A 17,418-nucleotide genomic window follows, 5' to 3' on the forward strand; every position below is an offset into this window, starting at 1 on the left:
GATCGCACATCAGCGCGCCGCCCGCGTTCACGCCGTCATTCCCGGCCGAACGCCGCCGTCAGAACAGAACAGACCATGCAAGCGAACCGGATTACCGCCTTCCGCCGCGCGTCATGGCGCATTCCACTCAATGCGCTGCGTCGCGCATGGGCGAGCGCCGCGCAAGCGCGTCAGCGGACGGCGCAAGAAGCGCAACCAGCAGGCCAGGCCATCGAGGCTGCGCCCGCCGCTGCCCCGCGCGTCATTGATACTGATACGCCCACGCTCACGGAAACGACGAACGCCAACCAACCGCGTCAGCCCGATCTCGAAGCCGCCCTCGGCGCAGTCGATTTCCTCGCCCAGCTCGACGATGCGCTGCGCTTCACCTCGGTGTCGGATGCGAGCATCGCGTTTATCGGCTATCACCGCGACTATCTGAGCATGTTGACGCTGCACGATCTCGTGCCGTCCGACGAAGCCGACGAACTGCATGCGCTGATCGCCCGCGCGCGCGTGTCCGGCAAGCTCGAATCCGCGACGCTGCATGTGGTGAAGTCGCTGACGTATCCGATCTGCGTCGAACTGCGGCTGCTTTCGACCACCGCGCTCGGCACGCCGGGCTTCGCGGTCGCCGCATTCGATGTATCGCATTGGCGCGAGCGCGAGAATTCGCTGCTACACACGCTCAATCACGACGAACTCACCGGACTCGACAACGCCGCCGCGCTCGACTCCGCGATTGCGGGCGCGCAGGCCGAAGCCGAACACACGCGCACGCAGACCGCGCTGGTCCTGCTCGATCTCGACGATTACCGCCGCATCAACCGCGCGCTCGGCTACGACGCGGGCGACGATATGCTGCGCGAAACCGCGCGCCGCATCCAGCACACGGCCACGCATGGCGAACGCGTCGCGCGCGTCGCCAGCGATGCCTTCGCGGTGCTGCTCCCGCCCGGCACCAGCGCCGATGCCGCCGAAAGCCTCGGCCGCCGTTTGCTGACGGCGGTGGCGCAGCCGTATCGATATCGCGGGCAGCATACGCATTTGTCCGCGAGTGTCGGCGTCGCGCTGTATCCGGATTACGCATTGGCCGACAAAGCCGGCAAGAACCGTCGCGGCATGCAGGCGAGCTTGCTGCGCATGGCCGATCACGCGCTCGCGCAGGCCAAGGAATCGGGCGGCAACACGCTTGTCTTCCACACGCTCGACGACGATCCCGCCGACGCCGAGCGCCTGAAGCTCGAAGCCGATCTCTACGAAGCCGTGCGCAACGGCGAGTTCTCGCTCTACTTCCAGCCGATCACCAAGATCCGCACCGGCGCGGTCGTCGGCGTGGAAGCGCTGATGCGCTGGACGCATCCCGTGCACGGGCTGGTGCCGCCGACGACTTTTATCCCGCTGGCGGAATCGATCGGTCTCATCAACTATCTGGGTAACTGGGTGTTGAAGGCCGCCTGCATGCAGTTGATGCAATGGGACAACGCCGGTATCCGGCTCGACTTCATCTCGGTGAACGTGTCGCCGCAGCAATTCCGCGACAAGCGTTTCGTCGCGGCGGTCAAGGAAGCGCTCGCGCTGACGGGCATCGGCGCGGAACGGCTGGTGTTCGAGATCACCGAAAGTTTGCTGATGCACGATCCCGAAGAAGCGACGCGCCTGCTCGAAGAAATGTTTGCCATCGGCATCCGCTTCGCCGTCGATGATTTCGGTACGGGTTACTCAAGCCTTGCTTATTTGCAACGATTCCCGCTTTCCAAGCTCAAGATCGACCGCAGTTTTGTCGAAAACTTGATTACGTCCCGAAACGACCGCGCCATTGTCAGCGCCGTGGTCGGGCTCGCGCAATCGCTCGGGCTCGAACTGGTGGCCGAAGGCGTGGAAACGGAAGCGCAACGCGACTTGTTGATCGAGATGGGCTGCGATCATATTCAAGGCTGGCTGATCAGCCGCGCGTTGCCATCGGACGAGCTGGCGTCGTCGTTTCAATCGCAAGTGCTGATGCTGCACGAGACAATATGAAGAGACGGCGCGTTCGTGTTTTAATCGACGCATGCGCCTCCAGGCTTCGATACCGCTGAATTCGCGGCATCGAATGTGGTCGTGGCGGATAACCGCCGCGCAACAACAGGTTCTTTTTCACGCATGGCAGGCACCAAGGCCGAACTACTGGACAAGTTGTGGGCACGCATGAGCGAGCGTGGGGACTTCCCCATGCTGTCTCAGGCGTTGCGCTCGACCGTGTCCGCGATGAGCGACAACGACCTCGACTTCACGGCGCTCGTGCAAGTCGTGTTGTCGGACGTCGGTCTCACGCAGAAGGTGCTGCGCCTGGCCAATTCGGCGATGTACATTGCGTTCGGCGGCAATATCACCACGGTCACGCGCGCATTGATGGTGTTGGGCATGGACGCGGTCGGCCATCTCGTCGTCGGGCTTAAGCTGGTGGATCACTTTCATCAGAGCGCGCCGCGCCGTATCGACGCCAAGCTGGAACTCAATCGCACGCTGCTGTCGGGCGAAGTCGCGCGCCAGCTTACCGAGAGCAAGGACTTACGTTCTGCCGAAGAAGCCGTGGTCTGCACGCTGATGCGACAGATCGGCAAGTTGCTGGTGGCGTTCTATCTCGAACACGAATGGGATCTGTTGCGTCGCAAAGCCGCAAAAGAAAATATCAGCGATGCCCACGCCTGCGCGGAACTGCTCGGCGTGACTTTCGATGAAATCGGGCTGGAAGCGGCGGATCGCTGGCGCTTGCCGGAGACCATCCGCGAAGGCATGCGCGCGACGGATCCGGCTGCGCCCGTCGATGAAACCGTGCCCAAGCACGTGCGCTGGCTGCGCGCCATTTCGAACTACTCCACCGAAGTCGCCGATGCGCTGATCTCGCAAAACGGCACGGCCCATGTCGGCAGCCGCGAGCCGGCGCTGCACGCCATTTCGAATCGATACAGCCTCGCACTGAACACCGACGCCGACACGCTCACCGCCATGAGTCTCGCGCTCGCCAACGAGGAAAACGCCGAAGGCGTGATGCACGAGATCACGCAGTTGCAGGCGAACGCGGATGCGATTGCGCGCGCGGGGGTATCGGCGGAGGCGCGAATACATGCGAGTTTGGAAGCCATGCGCGCGATGCCATCGACCAATGCGTTGTCGCCGGTGCTCGAACTCGCGTCCGAGTCGATGCTCGCAAGTCTGAATCTCTCGCGCACTGTCGTGTTCGTGCGTCAGGCCAACAACGAATTCCAGGCGCGCCTCGCACTCGGCGCGGGCATGGAAGCGATGCGCGCGCAACTGCGCTTCTCGGGCGAATTCCGCCCCGACGTGTTCCATCTGGCGATCACCAATCCGATGGGCATTTTCATCGAGAACGCGCACGACGCGCGGATCGATGCGCGCCTGCCGCGTTGGTACAAAGACACGCTCGGCGAGGCGCAGGCGTTCGTGTTGCTGCCGGTGAAATCGAAGGACACGACCGTCGCGATGATCTACGGCGACTGGACGCGTCCGCAGCACGTGCGCAAAATCTCGCAGGCTGAAATGGCCAAGCTCAACGAAATGACGCGCGAGATTGGCCGCTTCTTCACCAGCGCGAACTGGAAGGAAGTCGAACTGATCTGATTCAGTTGACTCAGGCCGGCTTGAGTATCGCGACCGCCTGATCGCCGTATCGCACGATATAGCCGCCGTGCTGCTTCTGCCAGCCGAGCGCCTCCGCCTCACTCGCAAACCAGTTCTTTTCGAAGTCGTTGAACGCGCCTGCATCGAGCCGATATCGGTCGATGCGGGATGGCGGCTGTTTATCGATATCGAGTTTGCAGGCGTCCCAGTTTGTGTAACCGAGTTCGACGGCGAGCATCGCAAGAAGATGCTTGAGCTGCAGTTCTGTACGCGATGCGTTCAGATCCGCTAAGCGTTCGTCGCGTGTGACTTGCGCGGCAAGCAATCGGCGCAAGACCGGCAAAGCCGCTGCAGTATCGCCTTCGCGTGCATGACGAAGCAGACGCCGCGCGTGTTCGCGCAGATAGTCGCTGTTGGAAACGGGAGAAGCGATAGGACAGGATGTAGACCACATAACGTTGTTCCTCTGTTCATGCCGTTCTCGCTTCGGCTGATCAAGGTTCGACGTTGCGGTTCGATCCAAATTGATGTGCTGCTCAGATAACAGGTGCGGATGGCTTTCGCGAGAACGGGCGCCCTGTCGCGCCCGGATCGGATTCTAGCCCGATGCGCTCTCGCACTGCAAGCGGCTTACGCCAATTCGAATTTCCCAACCAATTCCTTCAAAGAACGCGCCTGATCGTCCAGCGATTGCGCCGCGGCCGCCGCTTCCTCGACCAGCGCCGCGTTTTGCTGCGTGCCCGCGTCCATCTGCGTGACCGCGCGGCCGATCTCCTCGATGCCGCTCTTCTGCTCGGCGGACGCCGCCGAAATCTCGCCCATGATGTCGCTGACGCGCTGCACGGCCTTGACCACTTCGGTCATGGTCGAGCCGGCTTCCTTCGCATAAGCCGATCCATCCGATACGCGCGAAACCGACGTATCGATCAATTGCTTGATCTCCTTCGCCGCCGACGATGCCCGCTGCGCCAGATTGCGCACTTCGCCCGCGACGACCGCAAAGCCGCGTCCCTGCTCGCCCGCACGCGCCGCTTCGACGGCAGCGTTCAGCGCCAGAATGTTCGTCTGAAACGCGATCCCTTCGATCACGCCGATGATGTCGCCAATGCTGCGCGCGCTGGCATCGATCCGTTCCATCGTCTCGACGACGCGGCTCACCACTTTGCCGCCCTTCGCCGCAATGTCCGATGCGTTGGCCGCGAGCGTGCTGGCGGTCAGCGCGTTATCGGCGTTCTGGCGCACGGTGGACGTGAGTTGCTCCATGCTCGCGGCGGTCTTTTCGAGCGCGACGGCCTGCTCTTCGGTCCGGCGCGACAGATCGACATTGCCCGTCGAAATCTGCGTCGATGCCGATGCAATCGCCTCCGCGCTCGCCGCGATATCGCCGACGGTGCCGGACAGGCCTGACTGCATCGCGGAAAGCGCGTGGAGCATGCTGCCGTCATCGCGCGATTTCAGCTTGATGCGCCCCGACAGATCGCCCGAGGCGATGCGCTCGGCAATATGCTTCGCGTAACCCGGCTCGCCGCCGAGCTGACGCGCGAGCCGCCGCACGACCCATTCGGAGACGAAGATCGCCAATGCGAACAGCGCGAGCGTGAGCACCGTGAGCATCACGAACGATGAGTGGAAGATAAACGCAGCCGTTTCGATGGTCGCCTTCGCCGCCGCGCCGCGCCGCGCGACGAGTTCATCGACCATCTTTTCGAGCTTGCCGGTTTCGACCAGCAGCGAAATATCCTGCGTGCCGACTTGCCAGTTCATCTGCGTGAGATCGAGCGGCTGCTCTTTCACCAGCTTGACGAAGGTGCGCAGGTTGTCGCTCCACTTGCCGAGCGCAACGGTGAGGCGCTTTTGGCCTTCATCGGCGGCGTCCGTATAGCGCGCGAGTTCGGCCTGTTCCTTGCCGATTTCCTTCAACGCCTGATCGATCTGATCGCCGAGTTCGTTGCGTTCCTTTTCCGTGGTCGCGGTCAGCAGCATCTTTTGCGATCGGCTTGCGCGCAGCAGATAGCCGCGCGTCTCTTCCGCTGCACGACTCGCGACGTGGCCTTGCGTATAGATGGATTCGGTCGCGCCGTTCAGGCGGCTGATCTGCGTCAGCGCAATCGCGCCGATGACGAGCGTGCCCGCCAGCACCACGCCGAACGCCAGCCGCAACGACGCCTTGACGCTGAGCGCGTGCTTGGTCGGCTTGTTTTGATCCGCGAGCGCGCGCGTGTCGAGCGGCACAAAACCGCGTGGCGAAAACAGCTTCATCGATCGATCCCCGAGAGTCTTTTGGTCTTCTGGTCTTGTTGTCTTGATGCCGCGTCTTGTACGCGCGGGCATTCGTTGTCTGTCGGCACGCTTCGATTATTTCTTTAGCGTCCGCACGAACGTTCTTATATATCGACAAAATTGCCTTGCGTCAGACGAATGGTGACTTGTGGTGCAGTGGACGCGGCGCGCATGTCCGCGCATTGTCCGATTCGCGATAAAGCTTGTCAGGACAACGCAACGAGGACACCCTACACTTGTTAGAAATTCAGTAAGCGCATGAATCGCTTGCTGACCAGAAATAATCCGAGACGCAGTTCTTTTCATTTACCGACCATGCAGACCAGTTCGACCGAGGGCACTTTGTCGCCCGCAGGCGGAGCTTCCGCCAACGCTCCCGCAGCCAGCGCCCAGCGCACTGTTTATTCCGTGCTCGGCGCGATCAGCTTTTCGCACCTGCTCAACGACATGATTCAGTCGCTGATCCTGGCCATCTATCCGATGTTCAAAAGCGAGTTCTCGCTGAGCTTCGGACAGATCGGGATGATCACGCTGGTGTATCAGGTAACGGCGTCGCTGCTGCAACCGTTGATCGGGCTTTATACCGACAAGCATCCAAAGCCGTATTCGCTGCCGGTCGGGATGGGATTCACGTTGTCGGGACTGCTGCTGATGTCGGTCGCGGGCAACTTCGGCACGCTGCTGATCGCGGCGGCGCTGGTCGGATGCGGATCGTCGGTGTTTCATCCGGAGTCATCGCGGGTGGCGCGGATGGCTTCGGGCGGTAAGCACGGATTGGCGCAGTCGGTGTTTCAGGTCGGCGGGAACGCGGGTTCATCGCTCGGGCCGCTGCTTGCTGCGCTCGTCGTGATTCCGAATGGGCAGAAAAGTATCGCGTGGTTTTCAGCGGCGGCCTTGGTCGCGATGTTCGTGCTCGCGAATATCGGGCGCTGGTACAAGCGCCATCCGGCGATCAAGAAGGGACGCGCTCAGTCGGTGCATCCTGCGTTGCCGCGCAACAAGGTCATCATGGCGATGAGCGTGTTGGTGCTGCTGGTGTTCTCGAAGTACTTTTATCTTGCGAGCATCACGAGCTACTTCACGTTCTATCTGATCAACAAGTTCGGTGTGTCGGTGCAGGCGGCGCAGATTCATCTGTTCGTGTTTCTGGCGGCGGTGGCGGCGGGCACGATCGTCGGCGGGCCGGTGGGTGACAAGGTCGGGCGCAAAGCTGTTATTTGGGTATCGATTCTTGGTGTTGCGCCGTTCACTTTGCTGATGCCTTATGTGAATTTGTTCTGGACGGGCGTGCTGTCGGTCATCATCGGGCTTGTGCTGGCTTCTGCTTTCTCGGCCATTCTTGTTTATGCGACCGAGTTGATTCCCGGTAAGGTCGGGATGGTCGCTGGGCTGTTCTTTGGGTTTGCGTTTGGGATGGGCGGGGTGGGTGCTGCCGTGCTCGGGCATCTCGCTGATGCTACCAGCATCGATTATGTTTATAAGGTTTGTGCTTTCTTGCCGTTGATTGGGGTGCTGACGGTTTTGTTGCCTAAGACGCATGAGGGGCATGCTTGATTTTTGGGGTACTGCTGCTGTTTGTTGTGCTTGATATTCAGTAGCCGCCTCCCCGGCGGGGGGGTAACTTTCTTTGCTGCTGCAAAGAAAGTCACCAAAGAAAGCAGCTTTTTCAACCGGACACTGCCTCTTGAAACGGCAAGTGGATTAATAGATTCGCTTGGTAACAATAGCCCGCCGCCACGGAGGCCTGCCCGGCCTGTCAAGGGCTCGGTACGGATCTACGAGCACCTCTATTTCCTTAACAAAGCGGTACGCGCTCTTAAACGCGGCGTGTCCGGCGCTCACGCGCCATCGCCGTAGGGGTCTATAAGGGAAACACAGAGAATGCGTAGTATCACGAACAAACAAGCGTCATCGTTTGAACGCTATTCGGCCGTACCGCTACTTTAAGGCTTGCGGGAATTGAAGCGCAAAACAACGTTGGGCCGAATAACGTTATCGCGATGTGATTTGCTTTGGCGTTGTCTGGGTGCTCTGCCGGGTTCCCTCGAATAACGCCCGGCGGCGCGCAAGGCGCGCACGCTGGAAGCATGAGCGCGATCCGCTCTGCTAAGGAAACAGAGGTGCTTAAACTGCCCGTACCTATTCGCTGACAGGCCGGGCAGGCCTCCGTGGCGGCGGGCTATTGTTACCTAGAGAAACCATTAATCCACTTGCCCTTTCAACATGCAGTGTCTGCTTGAAAAAGCTGCTTTCTTTGGTGACTTTCTTTGCAGCAGCAAAGAAAGTTACCCCCCGCCGGGGAGGCGGCTACTGAAACAAAACGCAAGACGAAGGCAGCAGCAAAGAAATTACTGCCCGCCCAACGCCTCCCTGACCTGCATCAGCGCACTAGGATCTTCAATCGTAGGCAACTCCCCAGGATCCCGCCCCTCAGCCAAAGCAGCAATCGCCCGCCGCAGCAACTTCCCCGACCGAGTCTTCGGCAACATAGAAACAAAACAAACCCGCGCCGGCCGCGCAATCGCCCCAAGCTGCGAATCGACGGCATGACAAAGCTCCGCTTGAAGCCCTTCGCTAGCACCAGGAGCATTAATCCGATCCGGATCCCGCAGCACAACAAACGCCGCCGCAGCCTGCCCTTTCACCGCATCCGCGATACCAACAACCGCCACTTCGGCAACAGCAGGATGCGACGACAACGCCTCCTCGATCTCCCGCGTCCCCAACCGATGCCCCGCCACATTGATCACATCATCAGTACGCCCAAGTATCGACACATAGCCGTCCTCGTCCTGCACACCCCAGTCGAAGGTCGAATAGAGCAATTGATCCGGCACACTCTGCCAGTACGTATCGACAAAGCGCTGATCGTCGCGCCACACGGTCTGCATACAGCCCGGCGGCAACGGATAATCCAAAGCAACCACGCCCTTCTCACCCGCCGCACACACATCGCCGGTGACTTCGTTGCGAAGCGTGAGATTGAAGCCCATCGACGGCACGCCCGGCGAACCGAGCTTGGACGGCAATTCTTCGATACCCCGCGGAATCGCGATCATCGGCCAACCTGTTTCGGTCTGCCAATAATTATCGATGACGGGCTTTTTCAGCGCGCTCTGCACCCACTGCGCAGTCGGTTCATCGAGCGGTTCGCCCGCTAAAAACAGCGTGCGCAAGCTCGACAAATCGTACTTCTCCATCAGCGATGCGTCCTGCTTCCGGAGCACGCGAATGGCCGTGGGCGCGGTGAACATCAGGTTGATCTTGTATTGCTCGACCAGCCGCCACCAGATGCCGCCATCAGGACGAATCGGCGTGCCTTCGTACATCACGGTCGTCAAACCCGCAATCAAAGGCGCATAAATGATGTAGCTATGCCCGACCACCCAGCCGATATCCGATGCCGTGAACATCGTATCGCCCGGTGCGCCCTGAAAAATATGCTCCATCGATGCCGCCAGCGCGACCGCGTAACCGCCGACATCGCGCTGCACGCCTTTGGGCTTGCCGGTCGTGCCCGACGTATAAAGAGTGTACGAAGGCTCGTTCGATTCGAGCCATTCGCACGGCACGTGGGCATCGAAAAATTTTTCGCGCAGCGGTTCGTAGGCGACGAGATAGCTTGCCTGCAAACGCTCGGGCGCAAGCTGCCGATCGATCAGCAGCACTTGCGGCACCTTGAATTCGGCGCGCGACAAGGCTTCGTCCACCAGCGGCGTGTAATCGATCACCTTGCCCGCGCGCGCCCGCATCGGCGGTGACGATCAGCGCAGGCTCGGCATCGTCGATACGCGCGGCAAGATTCGGCGCGGCGAAACCGCCGAACACCACCGAATGAACCGCGCCGATGCGCGCGCACGCGAGCATCGCGAACAGCGCTTCGGGGATCATCGGCAAATAGATCAGCACGCGATCGCCCTTCTTCACATGCAGCGAGCGCATGACGGCGGCCATGCGGTTCACTTCCGCATGCAGTTCGGCGTAGGTATAGCGGTGATGAATGCCCGTTTCCGTCGATACATACACGAGCGCGTCCTGCTGCGCGCGCGACGCGAGATGGCGGTCCACCGCGTTATGACACAGATTGGTTTTCCCGCCAATAAACCAGCGCGCGAACGGCGGATTGCTCCGGTCGAGAACCTGCTCGAACGGCGTATGCCAGTGAATGCGGCGCGCCTGTTCGGCCCAGAACGCTTCGGGCTCGTCGATCGACCGGCGATAGGTGTCTCGGTAAGTCGGCATGCGCGTCCTCTTTCATGCGGAAGGCGATTGGCCCCAGGGTCTGTTCACATGTAAAACGGCCATGCGAACGCCTGAAATCGGGCGCAGGGCAAGGAGTAAGGAGCGCCGTTTGGCGGGCCAAACAAGCGACGCACGACGCCGCCATGCGCCCGAGTTCAGGTGTTCCCGAAGGGTTGCCCCGAACGGGGCAACGCATGGTCGTTTTGCATGTGAACAGACCCTAGCATATAGCGGCGCGTGTTGCGCTACCAGACAGGGCGCGCCCTGATCGGTCCGACTTTAGATAATCGCGCGGCTGCGTGAGACTGACGTTTCGACGGCTTCGCTTGCGGAATGCTTGAGCAGCACCGGCGCGAGTTCGCCCGCCACCCGCATGCTCGATACGACGACCGTTCGCACGCCGCTGCCTTCGGTCATCGCGCGCAGGGTTTCACGCGTCGTCGCCCGTGCTTCGATGCGCGGTTCGATCACGATGAAGCCACGGCAATACGCCGCCAGTTGCGCGCGATGCGCCCGCAGCCAGGCCGCGCGCAGACGGCGGTCGTCGGCGGTTTCATCGGCGGCGTATTCGGTAACGATGACAAACGGCGTCGCCAGCGCGATCAGGCGGCGCATTTGCGCGCTCCACGCAAATGCGTAGCCGGGTTTGACCGCGCGCACGCGCTGACGCACCAGAGGAAAACGGCTGGCGTCGAACATGCGTTCGTCGAGGGCGAGCGAGTTATTCGGGAGAATGGCGTTCACAGCGGTTTCGGGCTCCAGTAATGCAATGCGGCGAGTTCGAACAGACTCGCGCGCGTACGGCGAAAACGGCGCGCGGCTTTCGATGCGCGTCGTTCAACCTTTTGCGGCGCCTGCGCCGACGCCTCGCTCCACGCGCGGCGCGTCGTCTCGAGCACTTTCGCGGCATTCACCGCAATCGCGCCGGTTTCTGGTGTCAATTCCGTCGATTCGGCTCTCAATCCGATCGCGGTGGTCTCGGTGGTCATGTGTTGCCTCCATTCGTGCGACTCATTGTATTGAGAATCATTCTCAACTACAAGCGAAATCGGGAGGCTTTGAAAAGCTTTTGTTTTGATGCGGCCGCGCGTCGCAGGGTTTTCCCGCAGCGGCTTTTCAGCTTTCGAAATAGGGATTTAGTTAGCGATACAAACTAACAGAAAGGGAAATCAAGCCTTGAAAAAGCGCGCAAGCATGCCCGACGAATACGTGCTCGCAATCGCGATCAGAAATTCGGCGAACGAAGCGGGCGCTTCGGCATCGGCGGTATCGGAAATGGTGCGGACGACGGCGCAAGGCACGCCGTATTCGTAGCAGACCTGCGCGAGCGCCGCGCCTTCCATTTCGACTGCGAGCGCATTCGGCAAGGCGTCGCGCAGCGCGTTCACGCTCCCCGCGCTCGCGATGAACTGATCGCCACTCACGATCAAGCCGCGATGCACACGCGGTTTATCGATCGAAAAGCGCGCTGCCAGCGCCTGCCCTTCTTCTGCGATAAACGCCTGCGCCGCGTTCGCCAGCGCTGCCGACAACGCACGATCCGCATCGAAGCGCGATCGATTCAGCAGCGGGACTTCGTAGCGAGGAAACAGCGGCGAGGCGTCGAGATCGTGCTGCATCAACGAATCCGCAACGACGATATCACCGACGCGCACATCCGCATGCACGCCGCCGGCGACGCCGGTGAATACGATGGCATCGGCTTCGAACGCGTGGATCAGCGCGCTCGCGGTCGTCGCCGCCGCGACCTTGCCGACGCGCGCCAAGGTCGCCACCACATTCGCGCCGCGCACCGCGCCGACGTGATATTCGCGCTGACCGAGCGTCACGGTCTGCACATCGCCGGATGCACGCATTTGCGTAAGCAGATCGCCCAATTCCTGCGGCAATGCCGCCATCACGCCGAGACGCTTCATTCGACCGTCTGCAACTTCGCGACCGACAAGGCCAGCCACTTTTCGCCGTGTCGCTTGAAGCGCACTTGCGCGCGCGCATCGCCGCCGGAGCCTTCGAGCGCCGTCACCGTGCCTTCGCCGAACTTGGTGTGGAAAACCGCCTGTCCGACCTTGAAGCCGCTTTCCGCTGCGCGCTGCTCGTTGGCGAATGCGGGCAACACCGGGCTGGTCTGGCCGTTCTCATAGTAAGAACCGCCGCGCTCCTGACCCGGACGCGCGAACCAGTCGCGGCCCCAACCCGCATTGTCCGAACGTCCGCCCCAGCGCGCGCCGGGTTCGACTTTCGGCGTCAGCCATTTGAGCGAGCCTTCGGGCAATTCATCGAAGAAACGCGAACGGATGTTGTAGCGCGTCTGACCATGCAGCATGCGGCTTTGCGCAAACGACAGATACAGCCGCTCCTTTGCCCGCGTGATCGCCACATACATCAGCCGACGCTCTTCCTCCAGCCCGTCCGATTCCTGCGCGCTGTTCTCGTGCGGGAACAAGCCCTCTTCCAATCCGGTGATGAACACCGCCGTGAATTCCAGCCCCTTCGCTGCGTGCACGGTCATCAATTGCACGGCGTCTTGTCCGGCCTGCGCCTGGTTATCGCCCGCTTCAAGCGATGCGTGCGACAAAAAGCCAGCCAGCGGCGTCATGGTGTCCGGATTCTGCGCCGGATCGGCGATGCCCGGCGCATCGAGCACTTCGATCTCGCCATCCTCGCTCACCGATGCGATTTCCGGCGCGTTGGTCGCGCCCGGACGCAGCGGAATGGAGCGCGCGGGGGTATCGAGTCCGTAGCCTTCTTCGCTGACGAAAGCCGCCGCCGCGTTCACCAATTCCTGCAAGTTCTCGAGCCGATCCTGCCCTTCGCGCTCGGTTTCGTAGAACGCGGCCAGACCGCTTGCGCGCACCACGTACTCGACCGTTTCCGGCAAGCTCATTTGCTGCGTTTCCGCGCGCATTTTGGCGATCAGCGTGGCAAACGCGCCGAGGCTCGTGCCCGCCTTGCCGGTGACGTAAGGCACGGCGGCGGCCATCGAACAGTTATAGAGACGCGCCGCGTCCGCAGCCTGTTCAATGGAACGCGCGCCGATTCCGCGCGTCGGGAAATTGACCACGCGCGCGAAGGCGGTGTCGTCGTTCGGGTTGTCGATCAGACGCAGGTAGGCGAGCGCATGCTTCACCTCCTGCCGCTCGAAAAAGCGCAAGCCGCCATACACGCGATACGGAATGCTCGCGTTCACCAGCGTGTGCTCGATCGTCCGCGACTGCGCATTACTCCGATACAGCACTGCCACTTCCCCACGCGACACGCCCGTGCCAATCAGCGCCTTGATCTCCTCGACGATCCAGCCCGCTTCCTGAGAATCCGTCGCGGCTTCGTACACGCGCACCGGCTCGCCATGTCCCGCGTCCGTGCGCAAATTCTTGCCCAAACGGCGCGAGTTATTGGCGATCAGATAGTTGGCTGTATCGAGAATATGGCCGTGCGAGCGGTAGTTCTGCTCCAGCTTGATGAGATTGCGCACGCGGAATTCGCGCTCGAAATCGTGCATATTGCCGACGTTCGCGCCACGGAACGCGTAAATGGACTGGTCGTCGTCACCGACGGCGAAGATGGCGTTGTGCTCGCCCGCGAGCATTTTCAGCCACGCGTATTGCAGCTTGTTGGTGTCTTGAAACTCATCGACCAGAATATTGCGGAAGCGCGCCTGATAGTGCGCGCGCAGCGGCGGATTGTGCGCGAGCAGTTCGAAACAGCGCAGCAGCAGCTCCGGAAAATCCACCACGCCCTCACGCTGGCACTGCTGATCGTAGGCTTCGTACAGTTCGATGAACTTGCGGTTGAAGTCGTCGGTGGCATCGACGTCTTTGGGGCGCAGGCCTTGTTCCTTCGCGTTGTTGATGAAGTACTGGAGATTCTTCGCCGGGTACTTTTCATCATCGACATTCAGGCCTTTCATCAGGCGCTTGATGGCCGAAAGCTGGTCGGAAGTATCGAGAATCTGGAAGGTTTGCGGCAGACCGGCGTCACGGTAATGCGCGCGCAGCATGCGGTTGCACAGACCGTGAAACGTGCCGATCCACATGCCGCGCGTGTCGATCGGCATCATCGCGGACAGGCGCGACATCATTTCGCGCGCGGCCTTGTTCGTGAAGGTCACGGCGAGCACGGTCGGCGGCGATGCGAAACCCTGCTGGATCAGCCACGCAATACGCGTGATGAGCACGCGCGTTTTACCGCTGCCGGCGCCCGCGAGGATCATCGCGGGCTCGTCGGGCAAGGTGACGGCGGCGAGCTGTTCGGGATTCAGATTGGCGAGCAATTCAGGCATGGGAAATTGGGGACGCGGCGGTTGACGCATTTGAAACGGAGGTAGCCGGCCATTATAAGACCGCACCGATGGCGTCGTTGGCGTGCGTTTGTGCCTATGCCATCCGGCTAAGGGCCGAAATCATCCGACCGGGCGGCATCGAACCTTATAATTGGGGATTCCCCGCATCTTTTCACGCATTTTTCGGCAGATTTCACAATGAGCGACAGCACGCTTGCGAAGAGCTTCGAGCCCCAGAATATCGAGTCCCATTGGGGACCGGAATGGGAAAAACGCGGTCTCGCCGCGCCGACGTTTGCGGACGGCGCGAAGAACTTCTCCATTCAGTTGCCGCCGCCGAACGTCACCGGCACGCTGCATATGGGGCACGCGTTCAACCAGACCATCATGGATGGCTTGACGCGCTATCACCGCATGCTCGGCGAAAACACGCTGTGGGTGCCGGGCACGGACCACGCGGGTATCGCCACGCAGATCGTGGTCGAACGTCAATTGGATGCCAAAGACATCTCGCGTCACGACCTCGGCCGCGAAGAATTCCTCAAGCGCGTCTGGGCGTGGAAGCAGGAATCCGGTTCGACCATTACAGGTCAGGTGCGCCGGCTGGGCGCGTCGATCGACTGGTCGCGCGAATATTTCACGATGGACGACAAGATGTCCGCCGCCGTGCGCGATGTCTTCGTCACGCTCTACAAGCAAGGGCTGATCTATCGCGGCAAGCGGCTGGTGAACTGGGATCCGGTGCTAGGCACGGCGGTCTCGGACCTCGAAGTGGTCAGCGAGGAAGAAGACGGCAATCTGTGGCACATCAAGTATCCGCTGCCGGATGGCTCGGGGCATCTGACTGTTGCGACCACGCGCCCGGAAACCATGCTCGGCGATACCGCCGTGATGGTGCATCCGGAAGACGAGCGTTATCAGCATTTGATCGGCAAGACGGTGACGCTGCCGCTGTGCGACCGCGAAATCCCCGTAATCGCGGACGATTACGTCGATCGCGAATTCGGCACCGGCGTGGTGAAGGTCACGCCCGCGCACGACTTCAACGACTACGCAGTCGGCCAGCGCCACAAGCTGCCGATGATCGAAATTCTCACGCTCGACGCGAAGATCAACGACCAAGCGCCCGAAAAGTATCGCGGCATGGATCGTTTTGATGCGCGCAAGGCCGTCGTGAAGGATCTCGAAGCGCTCGGTCTGCTGGAGAGCGTCAAGCCGCACAAGCTGATGGTGCCGCGCGGCGACCGCACCAACGTGGTTATCGAACCGATGCTGACGGACCAATGGTTCGTCGCCATGAGCAAGGCCGCGCCGGAAGGCACGTTCAATCCGGGCAAGTCGATCACCGAAACATCGCTCGATGTGGTGCGCAGCGGCCAGATCAAATTCGTGCCGGAGAACTGGACCACGACCTACTATCAGTGGCTCGAAAATATCCAGGACTGGTGCATCTCGCGTCAGTTGTGGTGGGGCCATCAGATTCCCGCGTGGTACGGCGAGAACGGCGAAATCTTCGTCGCCAAAACCGAAGACGAAGCGCGCGCCGAAGCCGACGCGCAAGGCTACCAAGGCGCACTCAAGCGCGATGAAGACGTGCTCGACACATGGTTCTCATCGGCGCTAGTGCCCTTCTCCTCGCTCGGCTGGCCGAACGAAACGAAGGAACTGAACGCGTTCCTGCCGTCCACGGTGCTCGTGACGGGCTTCGACATCATCTTCTTCTGGGTCGCGCGGATGGTGATGATGACCACGCACTTCACCGGCAAGGTGCCCTTCCATACCGTCTATGTGCACGGCCTCGTGCGCGACGCGGAAGGTCAGAAGATGTCGAAGAGCAAGGGCAATACGCTCGACCCGATCGATATCGTCGATGGCATCGAACTGGAGCCGCTGGTCGCCAAGCGCACCACCGGCCTGATGAACCCGAAGGCGGCTGCGCAGATCGAAAAGAAAACGCGCAAGGAATTTCCGGAAGGCATCCCTTCGTTCGGCACCGACGCGCTGCGCTTCACCATGGCCTCGATGGCAACGCTCGGTCGCAATGTGAATTTTGATCTGGCACGCTGCGAGGGATATCGAAACTTCTGCAACAAGCTCTGGAACGCCACGCGTTTCGTGCTGATGAACTGCGAAGGCCACGACTGCGGCTTCGCGAATCCGGGCGCGTGCAAGCCGGGCGATTGCGGTCCCGGCGGCTACACGGATTTCTCGCAGGCGGGTCGCTGGATCGTGTCGCTGCCTCAGCGCACGGAGGCGGAAGTCGAAAAGGGTTTTGCCGATTATCGATTCGACAACGTCGCCAGCGCGATCTACAAGTTCGTCTGGGACGAGTACTGCGACTGGTATCTCGAACTGGCGAAGGTGCAGATTCAGACTGGCACGCCCGAGCAGCAGACCGGCACGCGCCGCACGCTGCTGCGTGTGCTCGAAACGGTGCTGCGTCTCGCGCACCCGATCATTCCGTTCATTACGGAAGCGTTGTGGCAGAAGGTCGCGCCGCTGACAGACGCATTCCCGCAAGGCGCGAAGGAAGGCGAAGTGTCGATCATGACGCAGGCTTATCCGCGTGCGGAAGCGAAAAAGATCGACGAATCGGCGGAACAGTGGGCCATCGAACTGAAGAATGTCATCGACGCATGTCGTAATCTGCGTGGGGAAATGAATCTGTCGCCCGCAGTGAAAGTGCCGCTGCTCGCGCATGGCGATTCGGCGCGTCTCACGTCTTTCGCGCCCTACGTTGCAGCGCTTGCGCGTTTGTCCGAAGTCAAGATCATCGCCGATGAAGCCGCGCTCGATAGCGAAGCGCAAGGTGCGCCGGTCGCGATCGTCGGCACAGCCAAACTTGTGCTGAAAGTCGAGATCGATGTCGCTGCGGAACGCGAGCGTTTGTCGAAGGAAGTCGAGCGGCTGACGACGGAAATTGGCAAATGTAACGGGAAGCTCGGAAACGAAAGCTTTGTTTCAAAAGCGCCGCCCGCCGTCGTTGAACAGGAGCGCAAAAGGCTGGCAGAATA

Annotated in this window: 10 protein-coding genes and 1 pseudogene; 4 read left to right on the forward strand and 7 right to left on the reverse strand. The window is 61.0% G+C overall.

From position 1 onward, the window contains the following. Nucleotides 1-75 precede the first annotated feature (75 nt). The gene (locus P7F28_RS29275) at nucleotides 76-2,001 is read left to right on the forward strand and encodes an EAL domain-containing protein (protein ID WP_277188393.1); all 1,926 of its coding nucleotides are present in this window, start codon (nucleotides 76-78) and stop codon (nucleotides 1,999-2,001) included. 123 nt (nucleotides 2,002-2,124) lie between these two features. After that, nucleotides 2,125-3,603, forward strand: a complete 1,479-nt coding sequence (locus P7F28_RS29280) for an HDOD domain-containing protein (protein ID WP_277188395.1) — start codon at nucleotides 2,125-2,127, stop codon at nucleotides 3,601-3,603. 10 nt (nucleotides 3,604-3,613) lie between these two features. Here the strand turns inward: P7F28_RS29280 and P7F28_RS29285 are convergent, their stop codons facing one another. Continuing rightward, a complete protein-coding gene (locus P7F28_RS29285) occupies nucleotides 3,614-4,057 on the reverse strand; it encodes a hypothetical protein (RefSeq protein ID WP_277188397.1) in 444 nt (147 codons plus the stop codon). A gap of 176 nt (nucleotides 4,058-4,233) precedes the next feature. After that, nucleotides 4,234-5,862: a methyl-accepting chemotaxis protein gene (locus P7F28_RS29290; protein WP_277188398.1), complete on the reverse strand. Its 1,629-nt coding sequence runs from the start codon at nucleotides 5,860-5,862 to the stop codon at nucleotides 4,234-4,236. 336 nt (nucleotides 5,863-6,198) lie between these two features. On the opposite strand from P7F28_RS29290, the gene P7F28_RS29295 reads away from it, so the two are divergent. Beyond that, nucleotides 6,199-7,437, forward strand: a complete 1,239-nt coding sequence (locus tag P7F28_RS29295; RefSeq protein ID WP_277188400.1) for an MFS transporter — start codon at nucleotides 6,199-6,201, stop codon at nucleotides 7,435-7,437. Between the two features lie 794 nt (nucleotides 7,438-8,231). On the opposite strand, the pseudogene P7F28_RS29300 reads toward P7F28_RS29295, so the two are convergent. From P7F28_RS29300 to P7F28_RS29320, 5 genes and pseudogenes are all read right to left on the reverse strand, one after another. Beyond that, nucleotides 8,232-10,125, reverse strand: a pseudogene (locus P7F28_RS29300) (propionate--CoA ligase). Nucleotides 10,126-10,404: 279 nt separating this feature from the next. Continuing rightward, nucleotides 10,405-10,869 (reverse strand): hypothetical protein, encoded by a 465-nt coding sequence (locus P7F28_RS29305; RefSeq protein ID WP_277188402.1) that lies wholly within the window; start codon nucleotides 10,867-10,869, stop codon nucleotides 10,405-10,407. Then, on the reverse strand, nucleotides 10,866-11,114 hold the full coding sequence (locus P7F28_RS29310; protein WP_277188404.1) for a hypothetical protein: 249 nt from the start codon (nucleotides 11,112-11,114) through the stop codon (nucleotides 10,866-10,868). The genes P7F28_RS29305 and P7F28_RS29310 overlap by 4 nt, the downstream gene beginning before the upstream one ends. A 180-nt stretch (nucleotides 11,115-11,294) precedes the next feature. Then, nucleotides 11,295-12,041 carry a 5'-methylthioadenosine/adenosylhomocysteine nucleosidase gene (locus P7F28_RS29315; RefSeq protein WP_277188406.1) on the reverse strand — a complete coding sequence of 249 codons (747 nt, stop codon included), beginning with the start codon at nucleotides 12,039-12,041 and terminating at the stop codon, nucleotides 11,295-11,297. Then, nucleotides 12,038-14,404, reverse strand: a complete 2,367-nt coding sequence (locus P7F28_RS29320) for a UvrD-helicase domain-containing protein (RefSeq protein ID WP_277188407.1) — start codon at nucleotides 14,402-14,404, stop codon at nucleotides 12,038-12,040. The genes P7F28_RS29315 and P7F28_RS29320 overlap by 4 nt, the downstream gene beginning before the upstream one ends. A 198-nt stretch (nucleotides 14,405-14,602) precedes the next feature. On the opposite strand from P7F28_RS29320, the gene P7F28_RS29325 reads away from it, so the two are divergent. Beyond that, nucleotides 14,603-17,418: valine--tRNA ligase (locus tag P7F28_RS29325; RefSeq protein WP_277188410.1), on the forward strand; the 2,816-nt coding region annotated here is incomplete at its 3' end.

Origin of the sequence: Caballeronia sp. BR00000012568055 (assembly GCF_029439455.1) — a bacterium.
Taxonomy (GTDB): domain Bacteria; phylum Pseudomonadota; class Gammaproteobacteria; order Burkholderiales; family Burkholderiaceae; genus Caballeronia.

Excerpts from the sequence above, each read along its gene's own strand:
- P7F28_RS29310 (WP_277188404.1), bottom strand. The coding sequence starts at position 11,114 with ATGACCACCGAGACCACCGCGATCGGATTGAGAGCCGAATCGACGGAA.
- P7F28_RS29295 (WP_277188400.1), top strand. The coding sequence starts at position 6,199 with ATGCAGACCAGTTCGACCGAGGGCACTTTGTCGCCCGCAGGCGGAGCT.
- P7F28_RS29320 (WP_277188407.1), bottom strand. The coding sequence starts at position 14,404 with ATGCCTGAATTGCTCGCCAATCTGAATCCCGAACAGCTCGCCGCCGTC.
- P7F28_RS29280 (WP_277188395.1), top strand. The coding sequence starts at position 2,125 with ATGGCAGGCACCAAGGCCGAACTACTGGACAAGTTGTGGGCACGCATG.
- P7F28_RS29285 (WP_277188397.1), bottom strand. The coding sequence starts at position 4,057 with ATGTGGTCTACATCCTGTCCTATCGCTTCTCCCGTTTCCAACAGCGAC.
- P7F28_RS29315 (WP_277188406.1), bottom strand. The coding sequence starts at position 12,041 with ATGAAGCGTCTCGGCGTGATGGCGGCATTGCCGCAGGAATTGGGCGAT.
- P7F28_RS29275 (WP_277188393.1), top strand. The coding sequence starts at position 76 with ATGCAAGCGAACCGGATTACCGCCTTCCGCCGCGCGTCATGGCGCATT.
- P7F28_RS29290 (WP_277188398.1), bottom strand. The coding sequence starts at position 5,862 with ATGAAGCTGTTTTCGCCACGCGGTTTTGTGCCGCTCGACACGCGCGCG.